At 35.3% G+C, this 21,047-nt stretch carries 22 protein-coding genes; 1 reads left to right on the top strand and 21 read right to left on the bottom strand.

The window, feature by feature from the left end; translation table 11 throughout:
- Positions 1–140: 140 nt before the first annotated feature.
- The 13 genes from ACM6F9_RS03540 to ACM6F9_RS03480 all read right to left on the bottom strand — a co-directional run bounded on the left by ACM6F9_RS03540 (position 141) and on the right by ACM6F9_RS03480 (position 13,758).
- Positions 141–1,475, bottom strand: coding sequence for a trigger factor (locus tag ACM6F9_RS03540; RefSeq protein ID WP_414844435.1), 1,335 nt, complete (start codon positions 1,473–1,475; stop codon positions 141–143).
- 139 nt (positions 1,476–1,614) lie between these two features.
- Positions 1,615–2,199: a hypothetical protein gene (locus tag ACM6F9_RS03535; RefSeq protein ID WP_414844434.1), complete on the bottom strand. Its 585-nt coding sequence runs from the start codon at positions 2,197–2,199 to the stop codon at positions 1,615–1,617.
- An 18-nt stretch (positions 2,200–2,217) separates the two neighbouring features.
- Positions 2,218–4,611: a TonB-dependent receptor gene (locus tag ACM6F9_RS03530; RefSeq protein ID WP_414844433.1), complete on the bottom strand. Its 2,394-nt coding sequence runs from the start codon at positions 4,609–4,611 to the stop codon at positions 2,218–2,220.
- Between the two features lie 263 nt (positions 4,612–4,874).
- Entirely contained in the window at positions 4,875–5,231 is a 357-nt protein-coding gene (locus ACM6F9_RS03525; RefSeq protein WP_414844432.1) for a hypothetical protein, read from the bottom strand.
- Positions 5,232–5,378: 147 nt separating this feature from the next.
- Positions 5,379–7,307: an ABC-F family ATP-binding cassette domain-containing protein gene (locus ACM6F9_RS03520; protein ID WP_414844431.1), complete on the bottom strand. Its 1,929-nt coding sequence runs from the start codon at positions 7,305–7,307 to the stop codon at positions 5,379–5,381.
- Between the two features lie 139 nt (positions 7,308–7,446).
- Positions 7,447–7,695 (bottom strand): hypothetical protein, encoded by a 249-nt coding sequence (locus tag ACM6F9_RS03515; RefSeq protein WP_105701813.1) that lies wholly within the window; start codon positions 7,693–7,695, stop codon positions 7,447–7,449.
- A 38-nt stretch (positions 7,696–7,733) separates the two neighbouring features.
- Positions 7,734–8,468, bottom strand: coding sequence for a hypothetical protein (locus ACM6F9_RS03510; protein WP_414844430.1), 735 nt, complete (start codon positions 8,466–8,468; stop codon positions 7,734–7,736).
- A gap of 270 nt (positions 8,469–8,738) precedes the next feature.
- The gene (locus ACM6F9_RS03505) at positions 8,739–10,079 is read right to left on the bottom strand and encodes a T6SS phospholipase effector Tle1-like catalytic domain-containing protein (protein ID WP_414844429.1); all 1,341 of its coding nucleotides are present in this window, start codon (positions 10,077–10,079) and stop codon (positions 8,739–8,741) included.
- Positions 10,080–10,227: 148 nt separating this feature from the next.
- Positions 10,228–10,905 (bottom strand): response regulator, encoded by a 678-nt coding sequence (locus ACM6F9_RS03500; RefSeq protein WP_105701816.1) that lies wholly within the window; start codon positions 10,903–10,905, stop codon positions 10,228–10,230.
- Positions 10,874–11,593: a sensor histidine kinase gene (locus tag ACM6F9_RS03495; protein WP_414844428.1), complete on the bottom strand. Its 720-nt coding sequence runs from the start codon at positions 11,591–11,593 to the stop codon at positions 10,874–10,876. Before ACM6F9_RS03495 ends, ACM6F9_RS03500 begins: the two co-directional genes overlap by 32 nt.
- Before the next feature lie 62 nt (positions 11,594–11,655).
- A complete protein-coding gene (locus ACM6F9_RS03490; RefSeq protein WP_414844427.1) occupies positions 11,656–12,279 on the bottom strand; it encodes a hypothetical protein in 624 nt (207 codons plus the stop codon).
- Between the two features lie 16 nt (positions 12,280–12,295).
- A complete protein-coding gene (locus ACM6F9_RS03485) occupies positions 12,296–13,075 on the bottom strand; it encodes a hypothetical protein (protein WP_414844426.1) in 780 nt (259 codons plus the stop codon).
- Between the two features lie 62 nt (positions 13,076–13,137).
- The gene (locus ACM6F9_RS03480) at positions 13,138–13,758 is read right to left on the bottom strand and encodes a DUF5715 family protein (RefSeq protein ID WP_414844425.1); all 621 of its coding nucleotides are present in this window, start codon (positions 13,756–13,758) and stop codon (positions 13,138–13,140) included.
- Between the two features lie 220 nt (positions 13,759–13,978).
- Here ACM6F9_RS03480 and aqpZ point away from each other — a divergent pair, with 220 nt between their 5' ends.
- Positions 13,979–14,695 (top strand): aquaporin Z, encoded by a 717-nt coding sequence (gene aqpZ, locus ACM6F9_RS03475; RefSeq protein WP_089690627.1) that lies wholly within the window; start codon positions 13,979–13,981, stop codon positions 14,693–14,695.
- 266 nt (positions 14,696–14,961) lie between these two features.
- Here aqpZ and ACM6F9_RS03470 read toward each other — a convergent pair whose 3' ends face one another.
- The 8 genes from ACM6F9_RS03470 to ACM6F9_RS03435 form a co-directional block, all read right to left on the bottom strand.
- Positions 14,962–15,507: a hypothetical protein gene (locus ACM6F9_RS03470; protein ID WP_414844424.1), complete on the bottom strand. Its 546-nt coding sequence runs from the start codon at positions 15,505–15,507 to the stop codon at positions 14,962–14,964.
- 216 nt (positions 15,508–15,723) lie between these two features.
- Positions 15,724–16,716 (bottom strand): acyl transferase, encoded by a 993-nt coding sequence (locus ACM6F9_RS03465; RefSeq protein WP_414844423.1) that lies wholly within the window; start codon positions 16,714–16,716, stop codon positions 15,724–15,726.
- A gap of 192 nt (positions 16,717–16,908) precedes the next feature.
- On the bottom strand, positions 16,909–17,679 hold the full coding sequence (locus ACM6F9_RS03460; RefSeq protein WP_105701944.1) for a UDP-2,3-diacylglucosamine diphosphatase: 771 nt from the start codon (positions 17,677–17,679) through the stop codon (positions 16,909–16,911).
- A gap of 23 nt (positions 17,680–17,702) precedes the next feature.
- Positions 17,703–18,149, bottom strand: coding sequence for a 6-pyruvoyl trahydropterin synthase family protein (locus ACM6F9_RS03455; RefSeq protein ID WP_034696824.1), 447 nt, complete (start codon positions 18,147–18,149; stop codon positions 17,703–17,705).
- 98 nt (positions 18,150–18,247) lie between these two features.
- Positions 18,248–18,634: a hypothetical protein gene (locus tag ACM6F9_RS03450; RefSeq protein WP_414844422.1), complete on the bottom strand. Its 387-nt coding sequence runs from the start codon at positions 18,632–18,634 to the stop codon at positions 18,248–18,250.
- Between the two features lie 9 nt (positions 18,635–18,643).
- Positions 18,644–19,810, bottom strand: coding sequence for a hypothetical protein (locus ACM6F9_RS03445; RefSeq protein WP_414844421.1), 1,167 nt, complete (start codon positions 19,808–19,810; stop codon positions 18,644–18,646).
- A gap of 84 nt (positions 19,811–19,894) precedes the next feature.
- Entirely contained in the window at positions 19,895–20,281 is a 387-nt protein-coding gene (locus ACM6F9_RS03440) for an acyl-CoA thioesterase (protein WP_414844420.1), read from the bottom strand.
- 141 nt (positions 20,282–20,422) lie between these two features.
- Positions 20,423–20,995 (bottom strand): OmpH family outer membrane protein, encoded by a 573-nt coding sequence (locus ACM6F9_RS03435; RefSeq protein WP_105701824.1) that lies wholly within the window; start codon positions 20,993–20,995, stop codon positions 20,423–20,425.
- Between the last annotated feature and the right edge of the window lie 52 nt (positions 20,996–21,047).

Raw genomic sequence — 21,047 nt, 5'->3', positions numbered from 1 at the left:
TTTTTTATAAAAAAATTAATTAAACTAAAGTTTATATACGGTTCTGTTTATTTCACAAATTTTATAAGCCCCGGAACTGCTTTACAATAAAAAAACCGCCAAAAAATTGACGGTTTTCAAATATTTATATCTGTATATAATTATTTCTTAAGTTCTTCTAAAAATTCGTCGTGAGAAATTTTAGTTTCTTTTTTGCTAGCCTTTTCAAGAATTACATCTTTCAATTTAGCCATAGCTACTTCAGAAGAAATTTGTCTTACCTGCTCCTGATCTTTCAACATTTCAACAGCATATTTTTGAACTTCTTCATCACCTAAGTGGTGGATTCCGTAGATTGCCAATTGGTTTTTCACCAACTGCTCAGCCTGAGCTAATACATCAGCATAGTCAAGGTTGATTTCGTTATCAGTCATCAATTTACCTTCGATGATCTGGTATCTCAACTGGTTTTTCTCTGCTTCAAGAATTTCTTTAGCTTGTGCTTCAGACTGGATATTCTGGTTAGAGAATAATAACCACTTCACAAGGAACGTTTCAGGAAGTTTTACTTCTTCTTTCTCAGTTACCTGCTCTAATACTTTATTCACAAAGTGAACATCAGCATTTTGTTGGAAATACTCGTCTAATTCAGTTTTTACTTTATCTTTAAGCTCATCTTCAGACTTGATGTTTCCTTCTCCATATACTTTGTCGAATAAATCCTGATTAAGCTCAGCTAAGTTTAATGAATAGAAATCTTTTACTTTTACTTCTAATTCATTGTGGTGTAGGTGCTCAACTTCTTCTTTGCTGAATCCTAATTCTTTAGCTAATTCTTCATCACCTGCAAGAGCTTCTTTCGTTACTTTTACAGAACCTTCCATTTTCAAACCTTTTACCAATTTGAAAGCTTCTTTGTTATCAGCTGTAACGGTAAGGTTTTTTGGGTGGTGGTGGTGCTCTCCTTCAGCATCTTCTTCCACAACCTGAGAAACTTCTAAAGCAATGTAAGAATCTTTAGTGATTTTATCTTGAGGAACCTGCTCAGCGAAACGCTTCTGCATGTTTTCAATACTCTTGCTGATTTCTTTGTCAGAAGCTTCTACTTTGTAATGAGGAGCTTCATATTTAGCTAAATCTATAGTGAATTCAGGCTCATATCCAACTTCGAAAGCAACTTCTAATTGTTCAGCATTGTAATCTAATTCGTTTACTGGCTGAGGAACAGGCTGACCAACTAATCTTAATTTGTTCTCATTAACATAGTTGTTTAAAGCATCAGAAACTTGTCTGTTGATTTCTTCAAATGCAATACCTGCTTCATATTGTTTTTTAACCATACTCAAAGGCACTTTCCCTTTTCTGAATCCAGGAACTTGCGCATTTTTAGCATAATTAATCAACTGCTTCTCTACTTTTTCTTTGTAGTCAGATTTTTCCAATGTTACTGTAAGCAATGCACTTACGTCATCATGGTTTTGTGCGGTAACCTTCATTATTGATTAAAATTTTAGGTTGCAAAAATATGAATTTTTTATGAAAATCACCCATTTAAAATCAACTTATAACGCCAAATATTGTTAAATAAAAAACCACCGGAGAATTCCGGTGGTTCAAACAAGATTAAAGAATATATTAATTAATAATATTGTAGTTAGCCTGCGCGTCTGTTTCACCTCCTGTATGGGTTCCGTAGATCACTCCGTTTCCACTTACCGCAGAAGTTTCAGAAACTGTTACCGGCTCATGGAATAATGTAAGAACCAGCTGACTAGGTGCTGAAGCATTTTTCACAGCAGTATTTACCACCCATTTTGTTTTCAATCCTACTCGGTTTCCATCTCCTCTTGTAGAAGATTCATCATCTGTACGGGTTAAAGTAATATCAGAGTTGGGAAAGTTATACACTAAGAAATGCTCATTTTTAGCTTCTTTGATTTCCTGAGTAGCATCTTCATCACCATTTTTGAAAATAACTTCTACGTTATAGGTATGACCGTTGATCAATTTAACATTCGGATTCGTAGTACTGTTCACCTGGTAATCATATACGACGGGAGTACCTGTAGCTACATCTGTTACTCTTAAGAGAACATCTGAAAGTTCTTCCTGAGGAAGATCATCTGCTTCATCATCGCTTCTGTTACACGATGTTACGCTTAAAGCAACTGCAAAGAAAAGTCCTAAGATAAGAGTAGTATTTTTAAAAATATTTTTCATGTTTTTGATTTTAAGTAATTAAAATTGATATTTAAGAGTTAAAATAAAGTTTCTTCCCATTTCGTTGGAAAAGAAACGAAGTCTGTTCAGATAATCTCTGTAAGACTTATTGAATACATTTCGAACTGAGAAATCAATTCCGAAATTTTTAGACAGATTCACCCCTGTCTGAAGGTTCCAAAGCGAATATCCGCTTGGAGGCGTAGAGATATCTACATCTTCATTGTAAGCATTTCCATCAGAATCGAATAATCTGATCGGAACGTTATAAACAGGAAATCTTGTTTGCTTCAGATACGTGTTGTTACTTACAGTGAAATAGAAGTTTTTCCATTCTTTTTTATTGAATTCCAATGAATTGTTAAAATTCGGAGGCATCATCAGGATAAGAGGTACATTATTAGTCGTATCCTGCCCATAAACATAGGAACCGCTTCCTTTGTAAGTCAGATTATCTGTGATCTTAAGCTGTGCATCAATATCTAATCCATACATTTTTGCATTGATCTGCTGATAACTGTATACTACAAAAGCTCCTCCCCACTGGGTATTCTGATATCCTGTAGGAATCTGGTTGATGAAATTCTGAGTATAAAAGAAATACGGGTTTACTGAAATATTCAATCCTTTCAAGACATTTGCTTTTACGTCTGCAACCAGATTGAACTGATTTCCTGTTTCGCTTTTCATTCTCATATCTCCTCTTTCGATAATGGCTGCAGAATGGTGAAGTCCGTCTGCAAAAAGCTCTGCAATATTTGGAGATCTTGACACTCTGGCATAATTAAATTTCAGGTTAAAATATTCGGATGGATGGTAAACCAGTCCTCCGTTTACTGAAATATTATTATAGGTTAATGATGGATTCGTAAGAATTCTGTTTTGGTTTATTCTTACTACAAAATTTGAATAATCTGCGGCATAGGTCTTATTCCAGTCGCTCAGATCATACCATTTTGTTACATCATAATGATCGTAATCATATCTGCCTCCCAGTTCAAGATCCAATTGGGGAGCAATTTTATATTTTAATACAGAATAAATTCCTGCATAATATCTGTCGTAGTTCGGAACAAGACGTCTTGCCTCGGTCTGCGTATTAGAATAGTTATTCTGATACCCTGCATTAATCCCTGTTTCAAGATTCCAGTTTCCTCTTTCTATCAGGTGGTTCACATTCAGATCATTGGTAATCAGTTCAAGATCCAGTGCCGGTTTTTTGCTCAAAGCTTCTGTGCGTCTGATATCATATTCTTTTCTATGATTGTACTGGAAGCTGTACGTAGCCGTTATCTTTCCAAAATTTTCAAACCTTTTGTAAGCCGAAACTTTAGCAATATGATGCTCAATTTCCTGTTTAGGATTATCAATATCATAACTAAAATCTCTCTGATAGATTGGTTCCGGTGAGGTAAGAGCAGTACGCAGATCCTCGGAATTCCCTACGTGAGAGCTTCTAAGAATCCCAACAGTGCTTTTAGTCAGATAATAATCAAACGAAAAACCTTTTTCAAATGTCATTTTCTGCACCCCAAAATTAAATCCTGAGCTCTCAAGTCCGGTATTCATCAAGCCATAATCCGGAGCTTCAAGATCACCAAGCTTTTTATAGCTTCCATTGGTTTTGATGGCCCAACCATTCTCCCACGTTTTTGCCAGTTTTACATTCAGATCCGCCCCTCTTCCGTTTGAAATTCCGGAAAGAGAAACATTCCCCATGATGGTATCTTTCTTAGGCAAAACCTGAGGCTGCAAGACAACGACTCCCCCTACAGCTCCGGCTCCATACTTCAAGGCTGACGCTCCTTTGATGACATCAATATGTTCAAAATTATTGACATCTACATTGGGTGCATGCTCTACTCCCCATTCCTGTTCGGCAAGTTTCACCCCATCATTAAGGATAGAAACTCTGCTTCCATAAAGCCCATGAATAATAGGCTTGGCGATATTATTTCCCGTTTTAAGAACGTTAACACCGGAAATATTAGTTAGTAGATTCCCTAAATTTTCAGTAACATTTCTTGAAAGCACTGATTTATCAAGAGTTTTCACTACCATGCTTCCATTGTTCTTGTGGCTTCCGTGAACGGTCACTGTTTCGATGTCTCTGACATGATGTTCCAGTGTAATAACCAGATGTACATCCTGATTAACTCCTATATTTTCAGTATAATCATCACAATCAGGATGCTGTGCAATGAGTGTATACTTTCCTGCAGGAATTTTGTCAAAAGAAAACTGACCTTTATTATTCGTTTTGGCTGTAAAGCTCCCGATTTTAATCACTGCATTTTCCAGCAGTGTTTTATCATGAAAATCATGAACGGTTCCCTCTACAGTATAAGTTTTTTGTGCACTTGTAAATACTGATCCGCAAAAGATCAGCAGCAGGCAATATATCAATTTCATTGTAAATAGATTGATTGCGTACTCTTTCAATGGAGTACATTTTTCGTTAAAATTTATGGGATTGGGTTAGTTTAATTGTAAAATGTCTAATGAGAAGTTAGAGGTGAGAAATTAGCAGTTAGTAATTGAATATTATTGAAATAGTAATTACAAACGATCAGTTGTTTTCCTAACAACATTAAACCTTTAAACATCAAATAATTTGAAGCATTAAACATTGAACTTTAAAGTAAAAAACTTTAAACCCAATAAGAATCTGTGAATTATGAAAGTGCGGGCGGTCCCCGAAGTTGAAAAGTGAATTTGGTCTGTGACCAGATTTTCTCCTGAATGGCGATGATTTGTTTTACTTCATGGCTGTAATGCTCAAAAGTAAAGTTGAATTCTTCAGGAGCTAATGTATGTCCGGTAACCAAAAAGTGGCAGGCCAGACAGTCGCCAGCTTTCTCTTTAGTAACTGCTTTCGTCACTGTATTCTCAACTTTTTTAAGATTGAAAGCCTTAAAATAATCTACGGAATCATGATGGTGAAAGCTCTGAGAAAGCAGCGCGAGGAAATATACTCCAAACAATAGCTTGGAGATAAAACTCTTTAGGTTTCTGCTTTCTTTAAAAATCATGGTTCAAAATTATGAAAATAATTTAATTGTTTCCTTAAAGTTTCATTAAATTACTCTATGATTATTGATAATATGTAGAAATCAGGCTGATTTTGTTACAAAAAAAAGCTTCATAATTTTTAGTTTATGAAGCTTTTATATTTTAGTTTAATCCAGTTGGGTTCCAAGATATTCCCACTCCTGTAAAGCTGTATCCAGCTCTTCCTTAGCTTTATTATATTGTTCTAAGGTTTCATCTGAAGGATTTTCTTTGGCAAAAGAAGCTTCCATTTCTTCCACTTTTGTTTCAAGCTCGGAAATTTTTTCTTCTACTTTTTTGATTTTATTCTGAATATTTTTCTGTTCTTTACTTACAATGTTTGAAGATGGGCTGCTGCTTACAACAGGCTTCACTTCCACTTTCTTAGGTTCTACCTTTACTTCGCTGTGAAGTTTAGCCTTTTCTGCAGAAATTTCTCTGATGGTTTCTTTTTGTCTGTATTCAAGATATTCATTGATATCTCCAAGGAATTCTTTCATTTTCCCGTCACGGAATTCGTAGATCTTATCACAAAGTCCCTGAAGGAATTCTCTGTCGTGCGAGATCACAATTAAAGTTCCTTCAAAGTTCTGCAACGCCAGCTTGATAATTTCCTTAGACTGGATATCAAGGTGGTTGGTAGGTTCGTCCATGATCAGTGTGTTGAAAGGACGAAGTAACAGTTTACAAAGAGCCAGACGGTTTCTTTCTCCTCCGGAAAGCACTTTTGTTTTTTTGGTAACCGCATCTCCCTGGAAAAGGAAAGATCCCAATAGGTCTCTTACTCTAGGTCTGGTTTCTTCTGTTGCAGCATCTTCCGCTTCTTCCAGAACCGTTTTATTAGGTGTTAAAACCTCTTCCTGATTCTGAGCGAAATATCCGATATTGACGTTGTGGCCAAGATTCCATGTTCCGGAATAATCTTTAATATCTCCTGCTAAGATTTTAGCCAAAGTTGTCTTTCCCTGTCCGTTCTGTCCTAAAAGGGCAATTCTGTCTCCTCTCTGAACGATAAAGTCTACATCATCAAAAATCTGTTTCTGACCATAAGCTTTTCCTAAATTTTCAGCTTCAAAAATAATTTTTCCAGGAACCATAGACTGTACGAAACGAATGTTGAATTTTGAAACGTCTTCATTATCTACTTCGATACGCTCTATTTTATCTAATTTTTTAATAAGTGACTGTGCAAAAGATGCTTTTGTAGCACTTGCACGGAACTTATTAATATTATCTTCCATCTGCTTGATCTCCGCATCCTGATTCTTTTTAGCCTGAATCAGTTTTTCACGACGATCTTCTCTCATGACCAAATATTTCGAGTAGTTGGCTTTATAGTCGTCAACTTTCCTATTGTTGATATCAAAAGTACGGTTACAAACTGCTGTCATGAACTGTTTATCGTGACTTACGAGAACAATAGCTCCCGGATAGTCTTTCAGGAAGTTTTCCAACCAGATGATGGATTCCATATCCAGGTGGTTGGTAGGCTCATCGAGAAGCATAATATCATTCTTCTGAAGAAGTAATTTTGCCAATTCGATTCTCATTCTCCATCCTCCGGAAAATTCATCGGTAATTTTCTGGAAATCATCTGCTTTAAATCCTAAACCAAACAAAACTTTTTCCATGTCGCCTTCAAGATTGTAGGCATCATGGTTCATCAAAAGATCGTTTAATTCGGTCATTTTATTAATCAGATCCGTGTAAGAATCACTTTCGTAGTCTGTTCTCACTGTCATCTGGTGATTCACCTCTTCAAGCTCATTCTTCCAGGCATTGATCTGCTCGAAAGCCTGCATTGTTTCAGCCCAAACGGTTCTTCCTTTTACAAAGTCAAGATCCTGTTTTAGGAAACCAATGGTAACACTACCTTCAGTTACAACCTCTCCTTCGTAGAAATTAATTTCTCCGGACAGCATTTTTAACAGAGTGGATTTACCCGCTCCATTTTTTCCTACGAGACCTACTTTATCATCTTTTTTGATGGTAAAACTGACATTTTGAAATAAGTAATTTCCTGAATGATGTAACCCTAAACTTTGAACCGAAAGCATCTTAATTAATAATTAGTAATGAATAATGAATTTTCGGGTGCAAAAATACGGAAAAAGAAATGAATAGCCCAGAAATAAAAATAGCTGCCCAAAACAGACAACTATTTCATTTGCATATGAACTGATTTTTACAAGAAATTTATCCTGGGGTAAGCGGCGGTGTTTTCTGTCCTGCCTGTACCATTGCAATCATTTCTACAAGGGTTGCTTCTGCTTCTTTATATTTCACCTGTTTGATCCCGTGGTTAGATCCTATTGCAACCTGCAATTCATTCAAGGTCTTAGCTTCAGACATTGTGATGGGTTTACTTCCATTTTTAATACTGATCTCGTATTCACAAGTGTCTAAAAGTTTGTTTGCTTTTTTAAGCCATTCTGAAACTTTCATAATTATTTTGTTTTTAGTGATTTGAATGTAAAATGTTTTTATTTATTCAGAAGCGGTATTAATGACTGACCTGCAGATACAGGATATACCGGAGCTGCTCCCGGAGAGCTTGTTATGCTGTATGTACCCGGAACAATCTGTAGATCATATTCCATATTTTCGGCACTGAACATAAACTCACATCCTGATGTTCTGGCATTACTGGCAACAGATCCTGAGGTTAAATTAGCCTGAACCGCAAATAAAGCTATATTATCATTAGGTTCCATACTCACCTGTCCTTGTGACATACAAGTAAATGCACAGAAAGGTTGAAACCTTCCATTAACTTTTCCTGCAAGACCAATGGTGAGAGCAGGAGTACCTGCCGGTCTTTCATTTCTTACGGTAATTACTCCATCAGGAGCATTTCCATTAGTAGAAAACGAGCCATCCGGATGAAATGTTAAGGATGTACCTAAAGGAATTTCCTGCGATAATGCCTGCATCTGGATGGTTGTATTAGGTTGAATGATTTCTTTATTGAAGACATACACTTTATATTGTGATTCACAATCTATTTCTGCCATACCGAACATCTCCGTAAAGTTCATCGCAAACCAAGTTGGTACTCCTGAAGTGATCTGGTTAAGCCCTGTAGCTCCTTTATACCCTAAGAATTGATATCCATTTTCCTGCAAGTATTGTAAAATTCGTCTTTGATCAGCGGATGTAAAATCAAAATTAATTGAGTATCTCGTAATTCCGGGTCTTTGAATTAGTGTCTTTTCCATTGTTTTAATCTTTGGTGTTCTTACTCTTTTTGGTATTAGGCTTTTCAGAATACGCCTTTGTTCAGTTTCGTGTTTCGAAGCTTCGCGAAATGAACAATTCAAAGTAACAGGAATTAAAATCCAGAAACTACAGTATAAAATACCAAATTCAGGATTCAGTAATTATACCCAATTGATTATAAAATAATTATAAATAAAAGGAGACACCTGAATGATGTCCCCTAACCTAAATTTAAAACTGAGAAGTGTTGCACTGGTTCTTTATTTCATTTAATGTGAAGTAATAACTGCTGGAGTTTTTATAATGGAACGGACCCAGATATCATTATTAGGAACACTGGTTCCATAAAGAAAATCTGCAACAAAGCTGTCTTCCGGCAGATGAAGTTCCACAGAAAGTCTTGTCTGGCTGGTTTGATCAACAGATGTACTGCTGGAAACATTGAGCCCGTTGTTAATCATTTCAATATTAATTTCCTGCTGCGATCTATTCCTGAAACTATTACTATACAATCCGAAATTGGCTGAAATATGGGTATAATCTGCAAATTTCGCAAAATCGTATATAGGTTTTTTGCTTACAGAAAGATCTTTTATATATTCTTTCATTTTGATATAAAACCGATTGAGAAAAGCATGTTTATTATAATCCGTTCCAAAGTAGGCATAGTTTTCTGTACTAAAAACGGATAATATTTCATTGGTTTCTTCCATCATCAGTTTTCCATATACTTTTGAAAGATCATTGTATACTTTATCTCTGCACACATATGCCTGTGAAAGTCCATTGGCTGTCTCCACTTTATATCCTGACAGCAAGGCATCCCATATTTTATTTCCTTCGGCATTGGTTTTTGCATTTTTTATATCTGAGACATAGTTATGCAGATCATCAATATTCATGAAATCTGTAGAAATATAAACAGATTGTGGCCCTTCCAGATATCCTCCTCCTATATCCGCATGATCTCCCGGTACAAAAACTTCCTTCCAAACAGATGACTCATTTTCAGATTTCTGATCCTGCATGGTTTTTGAGTTTTCAAAAAAACCTGTAAGTGGGAAAAAAAATCGACTTTCATTGACTGCACAGAGATGCAAAGCATTCTCTACCTGCACAGGAATGTTCAGGTTATAGGTATTAAAAGGTTTGGACTCTACGGTATCAAAGGCTCCTAAAAATTTTATTCTGCAATTTTTCGGAGAAAAATGGCTCAAAAGCTGGTTACACAAAGTTCTTGCCAGCATACCTCCTCTCCCGAATCCATAGATATAAAAATTGTATTCTTTGGTTTCGTCATGAGCAATCTCCTGTATAAAATCCCAGACTTTCTGAAGTTTATCATCAGAAGAATATCCATTCCCATATGGTGGATTGGCACATGTTGCCATCGCAAAATTACTATCTTCACTACCTGTTACGGTTCCTATTCCTTCGATATATATTTTTTCATCTCCAATAAATAAACTGTATAATTTATAGATATTGCTGAAGGTACCATAATAGCTTTCATTATTGTTCAGTGGTTTATCCGCTGAAAGAATATTAACCCCATTATTTCCTGTACCGTCAAAGAAAATCCCGACGGAAATCACGCTGCTGCCATTCATGTTTTTACTTTAATTTTTATTACAGATCTTGTTTGTGTTTTTTCAATTAACATCCCTAAAAGAGACATTTCAAAATAACAGAAGAAAAACAAGGATCGCTAGAGTGAAAAGTACCAAATAAAAAATTCCGTATTTCTACGGAATCAGATTATATTTTTTCAAGGGAATATATATTGTTGACAATGGCATAAATGACTATACCTACTGTGTTTTTGGCTCCAATCTTCTCGAGAATACGCTGTCGGTGACTTTCTACGGTTCTCGGACTGATAAAGAGTTTTTCTCCTATTTCATTGTTGGTAAATTCCTGACAGATTAGTTTTACAACATCTTTTTCTCTTTCGGACAACTCGTCTTCGGTTTCAAAAAGAGAATTTTTCTTAGCAGTACTGTTCATATAAGTAAACAGCATTTGATGATCTTCAGCGGTGAAAAAGACTCCGTTTTTATCCACCATTGTAATGGCATCAATAAATGTTTGTTTATTCGAGTTTTTAGGAAGAAATGCTGATACTCCCAGCTTGACCATATATCCAAGAATAGAGGTTTTATAATGGGATGACAGGATAATAATTTTAAGATCGGGAAATTTTTCCTTCAGGATTTCTACCAGTTCAAAACCGTTCATAGGTTTCATCTGAACATCTACAAGAGCCATATCAGGAAATTCATCTTTTGAAAGTTTTCCGAGGTCTTCTATAAAATCGGGGCCATTATCCGCGGTAAGGCATACCGATATATTTTTTTCATTGGACAGCAACATTTTTACCCCTTCGAGGATCAGCTGTTCATCATCAATCAGTGCTAGTTTGATTTGGGAACTCATGATATTTTGGAATTTTTATAATTAAACGACTTCCTTTATTCGAAAATGTTTTTTTCCATTTGTGTGTGGCGTTCATAGATTTAATACGGGATTCTATATTTTTTATTCCCATTCCTTTTTTTACTTCTTCATATTCAAAGCCTTGTCCGTTATCCGAAATTACCACTGCCATATTTTCAGGATAATCTTTAATATAAATCCAGAGATCTGTTGCATCAGAATGTTTGATCACATTGGTAGTAAATTCCTGAATAATCCTGTACAGCTGTACTTCCACGAAAAGATCTTTCTGTTTATATCCAGGCATTACCTGCATGGAAATATTAATTTTATGGGAAAGGTTGGCTATTAATTCTTCAACGTATAAAACCAGTCCCACAGATTCCAGATTTACAGGGTACAATGAATGAGAAATACTTCTGGCAGCATCAATCAGGGAAGACATCTGACCATAGATATTTTTTTTGATCAGCTCATCGCCCTGGGTATCGAGGTTATTCAACCATAATGAAAGAATGTTGAGCCGGTTTCCGATATCATCATGAATCATTACCGCAATTCTTTTTCTTTCTTCTTCCTGGGCTTTGATGTTTTCCAGTACTAATTTTTTCTGATGAAGAACTTCCGCCTCATGCTGAACACTTTTTTCCTTTATAATTCTGGTTATAAATGCTCTGTAAGCAAGCATAATAAAAGCTACTATAATTGCTATGGTAACAATTATAAGGATCAGCAGATTGATATTTAAAGTTACTTCTTTAATCTGATAAATGTGTATAAAAATGAACAGTACAAAATACTCGAAAGAATATTATTGGCACTGAGAATAATATAATAATCGTTTTCTGACAGATTGGCAATCTGATGCTGAATGATAAAAATAAATACCGAAACCGAATAATAGAAAAAGATACTTGCATCTACAAAAAGAAAACGGTTCTGTACAGATGTATTCTTAATCTCACGGATGAGGGTAAATCCGGAAAGGCAGATGATGATGATATTGGAAACTACTTTCGCAATATCTGCGTTGGATGGGTAATCAAATCCATATTTTGCAACCATAAAACCTCCTGCCAATATCCCTACAGTCCAGAGAGCCACTTTTGGCCAATCTAGTTTTCTAATGAATAAACCTGTCAGCAAAAAAAACTCTCCTGCGATATACAAAGGATAGAGAAATGAGGTATCATTCAGCCTGAAGATATATGGCAGTGCCAGATTCAGCAGTTCAATAAAAAAAAGAAAAGCAATACAATGAAAATATTGCTTTTCTCTTGAGTTTAATATGCGATATTTTGCTGCTCCCAACAGTATAACAGATAGAAGCAGTGCATAGTTCAGGAATAAAATTGCCTTATAAAGTCCAGCCATTCCTCAGTTTATCTTTTTAAAATTCACATCCTACATCTACATCCGGTATACGGCAGATAGGAGGACATGGTTTTGCCCAGTCGTATGTATTTGAAATGGTTTCCGCTCCTACTTCTGAATTCTTAAGGTTTTCACGGAAAGAGATGAAGATAAGAGTTACCAGCACTTTTCCATAAATATCATTGTATTTAAGTCCAAAAGAACAGGTAATTCCTGTTAAGCCAGCATCATCAAGACAAAGGTCCGCCGTAGGAACATAGAATTTTCTGAAAATACCAGCTCCTTGATTTTCGCTACATTCTTTGTAGAACCAATCCATTCCTTCGTTTCTCCAACGTTCAATAGCTGCTACAGCTACATCCTGTTCAAGAATTGGTGCATTAGAAACAGGGAATCCCATATTGGCATTCTTCTCTGTGCTTTCAAGATCTTTGGAAAGAACTGCGTTTCTAACAACAGTATATTCCTGGATCTCCTGAAGTCTCAGATCTCTGTCCAGTTCAGTAAGGAAACTGTATGGATATTCATTTACGTCTATTTTTCCACCTTTATCATTCATAGGATAAAGAATCATAATCAAACGTTCTTTATATACTCCTATTGCTGAACAAAAGTCTTTATAATTACTAAATCCTTTCATCCATTCAAGATGTTCTCTTGAAATATTGAAAACGTAATTGGTAGGAATCAGACTTTGCAGTTTGGAAAAATCAGAAAAGCGGGCTTTCCATTCAAGGGATGCCGCTCTACATTCTTCTACAGGAAGCATGTAGTCTACAATGTTTAAAGTTGTCATAAGCATAGTTTTTGGTTGTATAAAAATATATAAACTAAATATGCTATGCAAGAAGATTTTTATTAATAATTTTTCACTGTTATATGATAACAGCTCTGCTGTCTCTCTTTGATATAATAGATTCTACCGGCTTTTTCATAATATTTCAATACTTTTTCCAACGCCATTTCCATTTTGGGATTATACTTAAGAACGTTGTTGAATCTTATATAAGAAATATCAAAAGAGTTACCATAATTATGCGAACTAATCCCTAGTGAGGCATTGGAATTTACTCTTCTCAGCCTGCACTGGTCTTCAAGAGTGCGGGTAATGGATGAAACAGTGAATGTACCGCCTTTGGTATCTTTGCTGAATTTGGAACCTATTTTCTCCAGGGTTGTTTTTCCCTTGGATACCATATAAGCCCTGCTGTAATCCAGTCTCTGAACCTGATATCCTTTTCCTGATTTTTTTATTTTGTGGAGTTTTCCGTTGCCGATATACTTCTGAACTGTTTTGGAATCTTTCAGAAGCTGTATCCCGAAACTTTTTGAAGCATCAAGGTGAGGTTTGTAAAGCGGTGTAGCCTCAACTTTCAATACAGTAGAAAGATCATAGCAGGGAAAAGCTTTTTTTGCCGTCTGCGAATAATGTAAACTATAAATAAAAGGTACAAAGACCACACAAAAAAACTTTCTCATTCACCTTCCTTTTAAATTACAAATGAAAGATAAAACATTTATGTTGGATCTTTCAAAACTGACTATAATACTCTATAAATAAATCCCAAACAAACTTTACACCAAATTATAGATTTTACAATTATTGTTCACACTTTTTCGAAATATTTTTTCAGTTTTTGCTTTTTACTTTAAGATTTAAATTTTACATTTGAGATACATTTAAATAATAAACAACATGATAAAAAAACTTTTCGCTGAATTTTTCGGCACATTTTGGCTTGTTTTCGGAGGTTGTGGAAGCGCTGTTTTCGCAGCTGGTGTTCCAGACATCGGCATCGGACTTTTAGGAGTTGCTTTAGCATTCGGTCTTACTGTTCTTACTATGGCTTATGCTGTAGGACACATTTCAGGAGGACACTTTAACCCTGCAGTTTCTTTCGGGTTGCTGGCTGGAGGAAGATTTCCTGCAAAAGATCTTATTCCATACATTGTAGCTCAATGTCTGGGAGCAATTGTAGCAGCAGGATGTCTGTATACAATTCTTAACGGAGCGGGAGCGGTAGAATTCTCAAAACCCGGAGATTTTGCCACAAACTTTTACGGAGAGGCGGTCTACAATGGAAAAGCATTCAGTATGGGAGCAGCATTCCTTGCTGAGTTTTTATTAACTGCTTTCTTCCTTATCGTGATCATGGGAGCTACGGATAAATGGGCTAACGGTAAATTTGCCGGTCTTGCTATTGGTCTTGCTCTTACTTTGATTCACCTGATCTCTATTCCAATCACAAACACTTCTGTAAACCCTGCGAGATCCCTTTCTCAGGCGGTATTTGTGGGAGGTACAGCAATGTCACAACTTTGGTTGTTCTGGGTAGCTCCAATTTTAGGAGGAGTTGTAGGAGGATTAATCTACAAGTTCTTACTTCAGAGAGATACTGCAGAAATCGCAGATTAATTTTTCAAATAATAATCAATTATAAAATCCTGTCAGGCGGCAGGATTTTTTTATTTTCTGATTTTGAATAAGTTACTTTGAAATTATTTGTAGACGCAAAGTTTTATGAAGAAGGATTACTGAAGAGAGCAAAGTGGGTAAGACTACGCTGTGGATGAAGCTAATTATAATGTTTGCTTCGTAAGAATCAATCTCATAGATTCCTTCTTTGCATCCTTAAAGCTTATCAATAAGAATTTAAACTTTGCGTTAAAAAAATATTAATCTTATTTCAGCTTTTTGATGTCAAAAGGATTTTTGAAGATCAGTTCTTCATGTTTTCCTTTAATTTCCATTTTGCGCTGAAGAAGATTCAGAGCCATTTTTCTGATAAAAAGATCTTTATCATTCAGTTTCCAGTAAGAATCTTCATGAAGTTTTTTGGGTGGACGGATCAGATAAAATTCTGTTTCCCAAGTGTCTGCATTATGATAAAATTCAATGATCCCGCAATGTTCAGGGATAATTGCAGCATCTACCATTCCCATTGGAAGTAAAAAACTAAAAGAATTACAGACATAATCTCCACAGGAAATCTTATCATGCTTCAGAAATTTTTCTCCGGTATCTTTATTCAGATATGATTTTTTGAAATCATTTTTAAAATCACTTTTTGAAAACTTGATCTCGATTTCATGACTTCCACCCTCTGCATCAATGATCAGAATATCTGCTTCCCAGTCTGCCTGAAAATAATTCGTCAGTACGATTTCTTTTTCAAAATCGCAGTGTGAATGGATGTAGGCGTGGATAAGTTCTTCTATTTTGATCATTGATATGATTGTAAAAAGGATTAATGATAATGCTATTCTTTAATAATAAATATGATAAACGCAAGGTTCACAAAGTTTTCATTCACAACTGTTAGATGTTCGCAAAGGCGTTTCACTCAGCAAAAGTTATGAGCAATTTTTATTTATTCTGATCATACAAAAATTGACAAGCGAAGCGAATTAAATATTCACAATTACCCTTTGATATTACGCCTTCTAACTTACCAATAGACTGCAGCCTCTGATATCTGAATGATCTATTCTTCCAAGTACCTGAAATTTATCGCCAACTATTTTCCCCAAATCCTGGGTTGCAATAAATGAGCAGGAATGCGTATTGGCAAGATCAATGATATTAATAGCACCCGTTCTTCCTTCTTTTTCATACGCTAAAGGATCTTCTGCATTACGAACCATGATTCTCATCCAGTTGGGACATTCATATTCATTGTTTCCAAGGGAATAAGCCTGTGAAAGAAGCTCTGTCATGGAATATTCTGAATAGATTTTATCTGTTTTAAGACCGTACTGCAAAATTTTCAGTAATTCGTCTTTGGTCATTTCTTCTTTTCTCCCTTTCATTCCTCCGGTTTCAATCACTACTAAATTTTCAGGAAAATTTAGAGATTCTTCGCTTTGTTCAGCATGACAGTAATCCAGAAAATCTAATAAGGCAAAGGAAACTCCGAAAAGAATAACTTTTTTACCCTGCAGGTTGTTCAATAATTCAAAAAGTTCAGAATGATTGTAAAGAAAATATCCGTTTTCAGACTTGCCCGATTTTTTCATCAGATAATCTACCATGTAAATCAGTGATGAATTCTGTTTTTCAAGGTAGCTTGGAAGTAAACCCAGAAAAATAAAATCTTCTGGTTTTCCGATAAACTGTTCAAAACTTTTATAAATACTTTCTTCATACAGCTTTGGATCTGCGATGAAATGTTTTGAAAGATTCATCTGAGTTGTCCCTGAACTTTGAAAAAACAGATCTGCAGCTACATTCTTATCCAGAATCTGATGATTTTTGAACATTTCAATAGGCAGAAAAGGAATTTTCACCAAGCTGTCTACCTCATCAGGATTCACTTTCAGAAAATCCACAAACTTCCTGTATATTTCAACATTTTCATATTGATAACGAAATGTTTTCAATGATGCATTCAGGAAATCCTGTTCGGTCTGTATGTTGAATATATTTTTCAATTCCATAATTTTTGAATTTCTTAATCCCTCACTACAAGGCAATTATAGAGATAAAATGATGTTATTTAATAATTTTTTAATCTGCAGAACCTATTTTGGTAGGCTTCTTGCAATTACCTAAATGGAATATGGATTAAAAACAAGAGTGGGTTTCCACCCGTTCGAAGGTTACCTCTTTTTAGGGGTAATTTTTTTGTCTTATTTTTCAAAGGTCTTTAATTCAAAATCCTTCTCAAAAACTCCGTAAGTGAAATAGGAAATCCAGTCTCCCAGGTTAATATATTTTGCATTCTGTTCCAGATCCAGTACCATTGGAAGATGCCTGTGTCCATAGATAAAATAGTCTATCTTCTGAGTCTTCAGTTTTTCTTTAGAATAAATAATCAGGAACTCCTTATCTTCTCCAAGAAAAGCTTTGTCTTCTTCTCCGGAAATCATTTTATTTTTTTGGGAAAGATATAAAGCCACTTTCATTGCAATATCCGGATGAAGCCATTTGAAAAACCACTGTGCAACAGGATTTGTGAATAATTTTTTCATTCTTTTATATCCTTTGTCACCAGGTCCCAAACCATCTCCATGTGCCAGCAAAAATTGTTTTCCTCCCATTTCGAAATACTGTTTCTGATAAAAAACAGTACATCCGATTTCTTCCTCAAGATAATCCTTCATCCAAAGATCATGGTTTCCGACAAAGAAATAGATATGAATTCCCCTGTCTTTAAGCTCTGCAATTTTTCCGAGTACGCGGACGTATCCTTTGGGAACTACATGTTTCCATTCATGCCAGAAGTCAAAAAGATCACCCATTAAAAACAAAACCTGTGCATCTTCTTTAATCTGATCCATCCAGCGTATAAATTTCTCTTCACGCACTTTGCTTTCACCTGGTGTAGGAGCACCAAAATGCTGATCTGAAGCGAAATATACTTTTTTTCCAGGTTCTAAATTAATTGTCGTTTTTAACACCTTGTGAGTTTTGTTGGGTAAAATTATTGATTATCTTCTGCAAACCATTCTCCATAAGAGTTTTCGGTCTCATGAAGTTTAAGATAAGCTAAAGAAATTCCTTCCGGAAGTCTTGATTTTACTTTGGCAGCAATGGCATACAACATGTTTTCACAGGTAGGCTGAAAGCTGCAATAGATTACTTTATGTCCTTTCTGCTCAAGATCATCACCCAATTCTTTGTGTGGTGACAGGGCGTTTACAAGAACCGCATGGTCCCATACATCTACGATTTCAGATTTTACGATACTTTTAATATCTCCGAAATCTACCACCATTCCATTTTTAGGATTTTCAATATCATTGATCGGTTTTCCTTTCACTGTTACAAACAGTTTATAGGAATGTCCATGCATATTTTTACATTTCCCATCGTAATTGTAAAGCACGTGAGCTGTTTCGAATGTAAAAATTTTTGTAATACGTATCATAGTACAAAGATATGACAAAACCGCTTAATACAGAAAAGACTGTTTCTATTACAGCGATATTAAAATATTTTTTTAGCAGTTTTCAAAAGTGATATCTATTACTTCCTGAAAATTAATTGATCTGTTTCAAAACCTAATTGATGCAAATAGCCCAGTCCATCTTGAACTGCTATTGAATTAACTCCGGACCATCCATTTTTTAGTCCAAGTAAAATAAATTGTCTGATGTATTTCGGCTCATTCATATTAACCTCATCTTCAGAATTTGTTATTTTATTTATCAACTTAACACCTGATTTTAAAGGCTGACCCATAATATAATGATCAACTGTTATAAACTCAATAATTAAAGGAGTCTGCTTCTGTCCGCTTAGAAAAACTTTCAATTTTAGAGTATTAGTTTCAGTTCCAGCGTTCAATTGATCCGTAACCGAATACAGATATTCATTATTATCGATGACTATCTTTCTTAATTTATTTTTCATTATCTCTCTTTATCTGATCATTTTTTCAAATCTATTGATGACTTTATACTCCTTATTTTTAATGACAATCTCATACTCTCCTTTATTCAGGATTAAAAAACGGCTGTCTTTGGAAGTATTCAATTCGATGATATCAGCAGGAATTCCTTTCTGCTCAAACTCTCCTTTTCTGTAGGCTAACACTAAAACCGGATAATTGGGAATTTCAGAAGACGGAATCTTGTACAATTTTCGGTTTTCCGCTAGCATCCAGCCTGACCTTCCTTTAACGTCCTTTGTTGTGGGATGAATGATTTTTATGTCTGTATACAATATTTTATCTTCTCCATTATAGATCACCTGTTTTTCATCTTTTAAAACAACCGGAAAGGTATTGTTTACGATTCTGAGAAGCGGTTCATTATATTTAGGATTGCTTTTCTCTGAAAACTGGGTCTGATCAATAGTCAATGGATTAATACCTGTTAAGTCAGAAAGCCTACCAGCCATGGTTTTTTCCCATGATTTATGGGTTCCTTCGTAAGCGTGCTGATAACCACAATAGATAAGATATTTCCCTTCTTTGTTGTTCTGCATATAATCGGAGATATTTTTGGCTTCACCAATTTCCCTTTCTTTATTGTTTCCTTCTGCTTCGTATGGAAAAAGTTTAAATCCTATTTTCAGAGCATTATAAATAAAGTTCCCAAATTCCGGTTCCTGAGAATAATATCCGCTGTTAAGAGTAGCAAATTTTGTTGTATTTAAAGAGTCACTCGCTAATGTTTCGAGTCCAAGATACCTGTACCCTTTATCATATAATCCCTGAAGCAATGAAGAGGCAAAGGTTCTGTGACGAGCGTTGTGATGGGCTTCATTAATGATAATAATCTGTTCATTCACTGCTTTTTCCAAAATATACTCTTTTGCATTGATAGGGATTAATCTTGTGAATTTCAAACTATCTGCAGGATCTAGTTTTTTCACTCTTCCGAATGTTGTATCCCAACTTTCCAGTGCTTGTTTATATTGCCCGCTTATCGAATAATATGTTGCTCCCATCTGGCTTTTCCAGGACTGATTTTGAGCAGGATCTTCCAACTTCTTTTTAATATCGTCCGAAAACCAATAAGGATTTTCCTGACCGTAGCCTGCCATGCCAAGAAGCAGCAAAGTCAGTGAATAAAAGAATTTCATGTTATTTAGTTTTTGATTGATGCTATATCCTAAAATAAAAAATCAAAGTTCTATTCTTCACTCTGATTTTAATTATTTACCTGTTTAAAAAAAATTCTCCAGCCAGTCACTCTCAAGACGTTTGATCTTCTTAGTTTCCGGATCAAACAGAATCCAAAGCGTGCTTGAGTCTACCACCAACTCATCATTGCAGTAAAATTCCACTTTTCTCGGCTGTTTGGCTCCTTCAGGAGGCATGGGATAAGTTCTTACGGTGATGGTATCATTCAGATAAACCTGTTTTTTATATCGAATGTGGTGATCAAGAAGCATCCAGACATCGTTTGCATATTCGGTCTGATGTTTTAAAAGATCCCAGTGTTCTGCTGCCACTTCTTCCACCCAGTGTACATACTGTACATTATTCACATGATTGTTCTGGTCAATATGTTCTTCTGTTACCTGGATTTGTTTTTCATACATTAAATTCATTCTCCTGAAAGTTTACTCAAATTTATCATTTTAAAACAAAACTACCTTAGTCCTGCGGAAACAATTCATTCATTTCAGACATAAAAAAACGGAATCAGATGTTCTCTGATTCCGTCTATAATATTGGGTATATTGAAATTCTTATTTAGATTTTCCAGCTGGTTTAGCTGTTGTAGCTGTAGCCCCTAATTTGCTTTTCACAATAGCAGTGATATCTTCACTTCCGTCAGTATAAAGCAGATTATTAGATTCCTGTGCTGCTGTATCAAATACATAGCTCAGACTTCTTTCTTTCGCAACAGCATAAATAGTTTCTCTTACTTTCTTCTGCAGCGGGCTAAACAATTCGTTTTGTTTAGCAGAGATATCTTTAGCAGCCTGTGATCTGGTTTCTTCTATCTTTTTCCCTAAAGTTTGTAATTCCGTTTGTGCTGCAATCAGTTCTTTAGTTACAGCTTCTTTGTTGGCTTCGCTTAAAGTTTTTTCTTTATCCTGAGCCGTTTTTAGCTTGGCTTGATAATCATTGATCAGCTTTTCAATTTCAGTCTGCTTAGTCTTAGTAAGATTATCAATGGTAGCACCTATTGTTTTAACTTCAGATAAACTTGCAAAAACTTCCTCTGTGTTTACACTTCCAACCTTCTGTTGAGCATTTACGATATTTGCAGTAAGTGTTAATCCTAATGCAATAAAAAGTGTTTTAATTAAATTCATTTTTAATAATATTTTTTTCAAGCCCCAAATATAATTCAAATTTCAATTACTT

This window comes from Chryseobacterium sp. IT-36CA2 (assembly GCF_949767875.1).
Taxonomy (GTDB): Bacteria; Bacteroidota; Bacteroidia; order Flavobacteriales; family Weeksellaceae; genus Chryseobacterium.
Note: the sequence above shows the minus strand (reverse complement) of the source record. Positions and strands in the feature narration are given on the sequence as shown.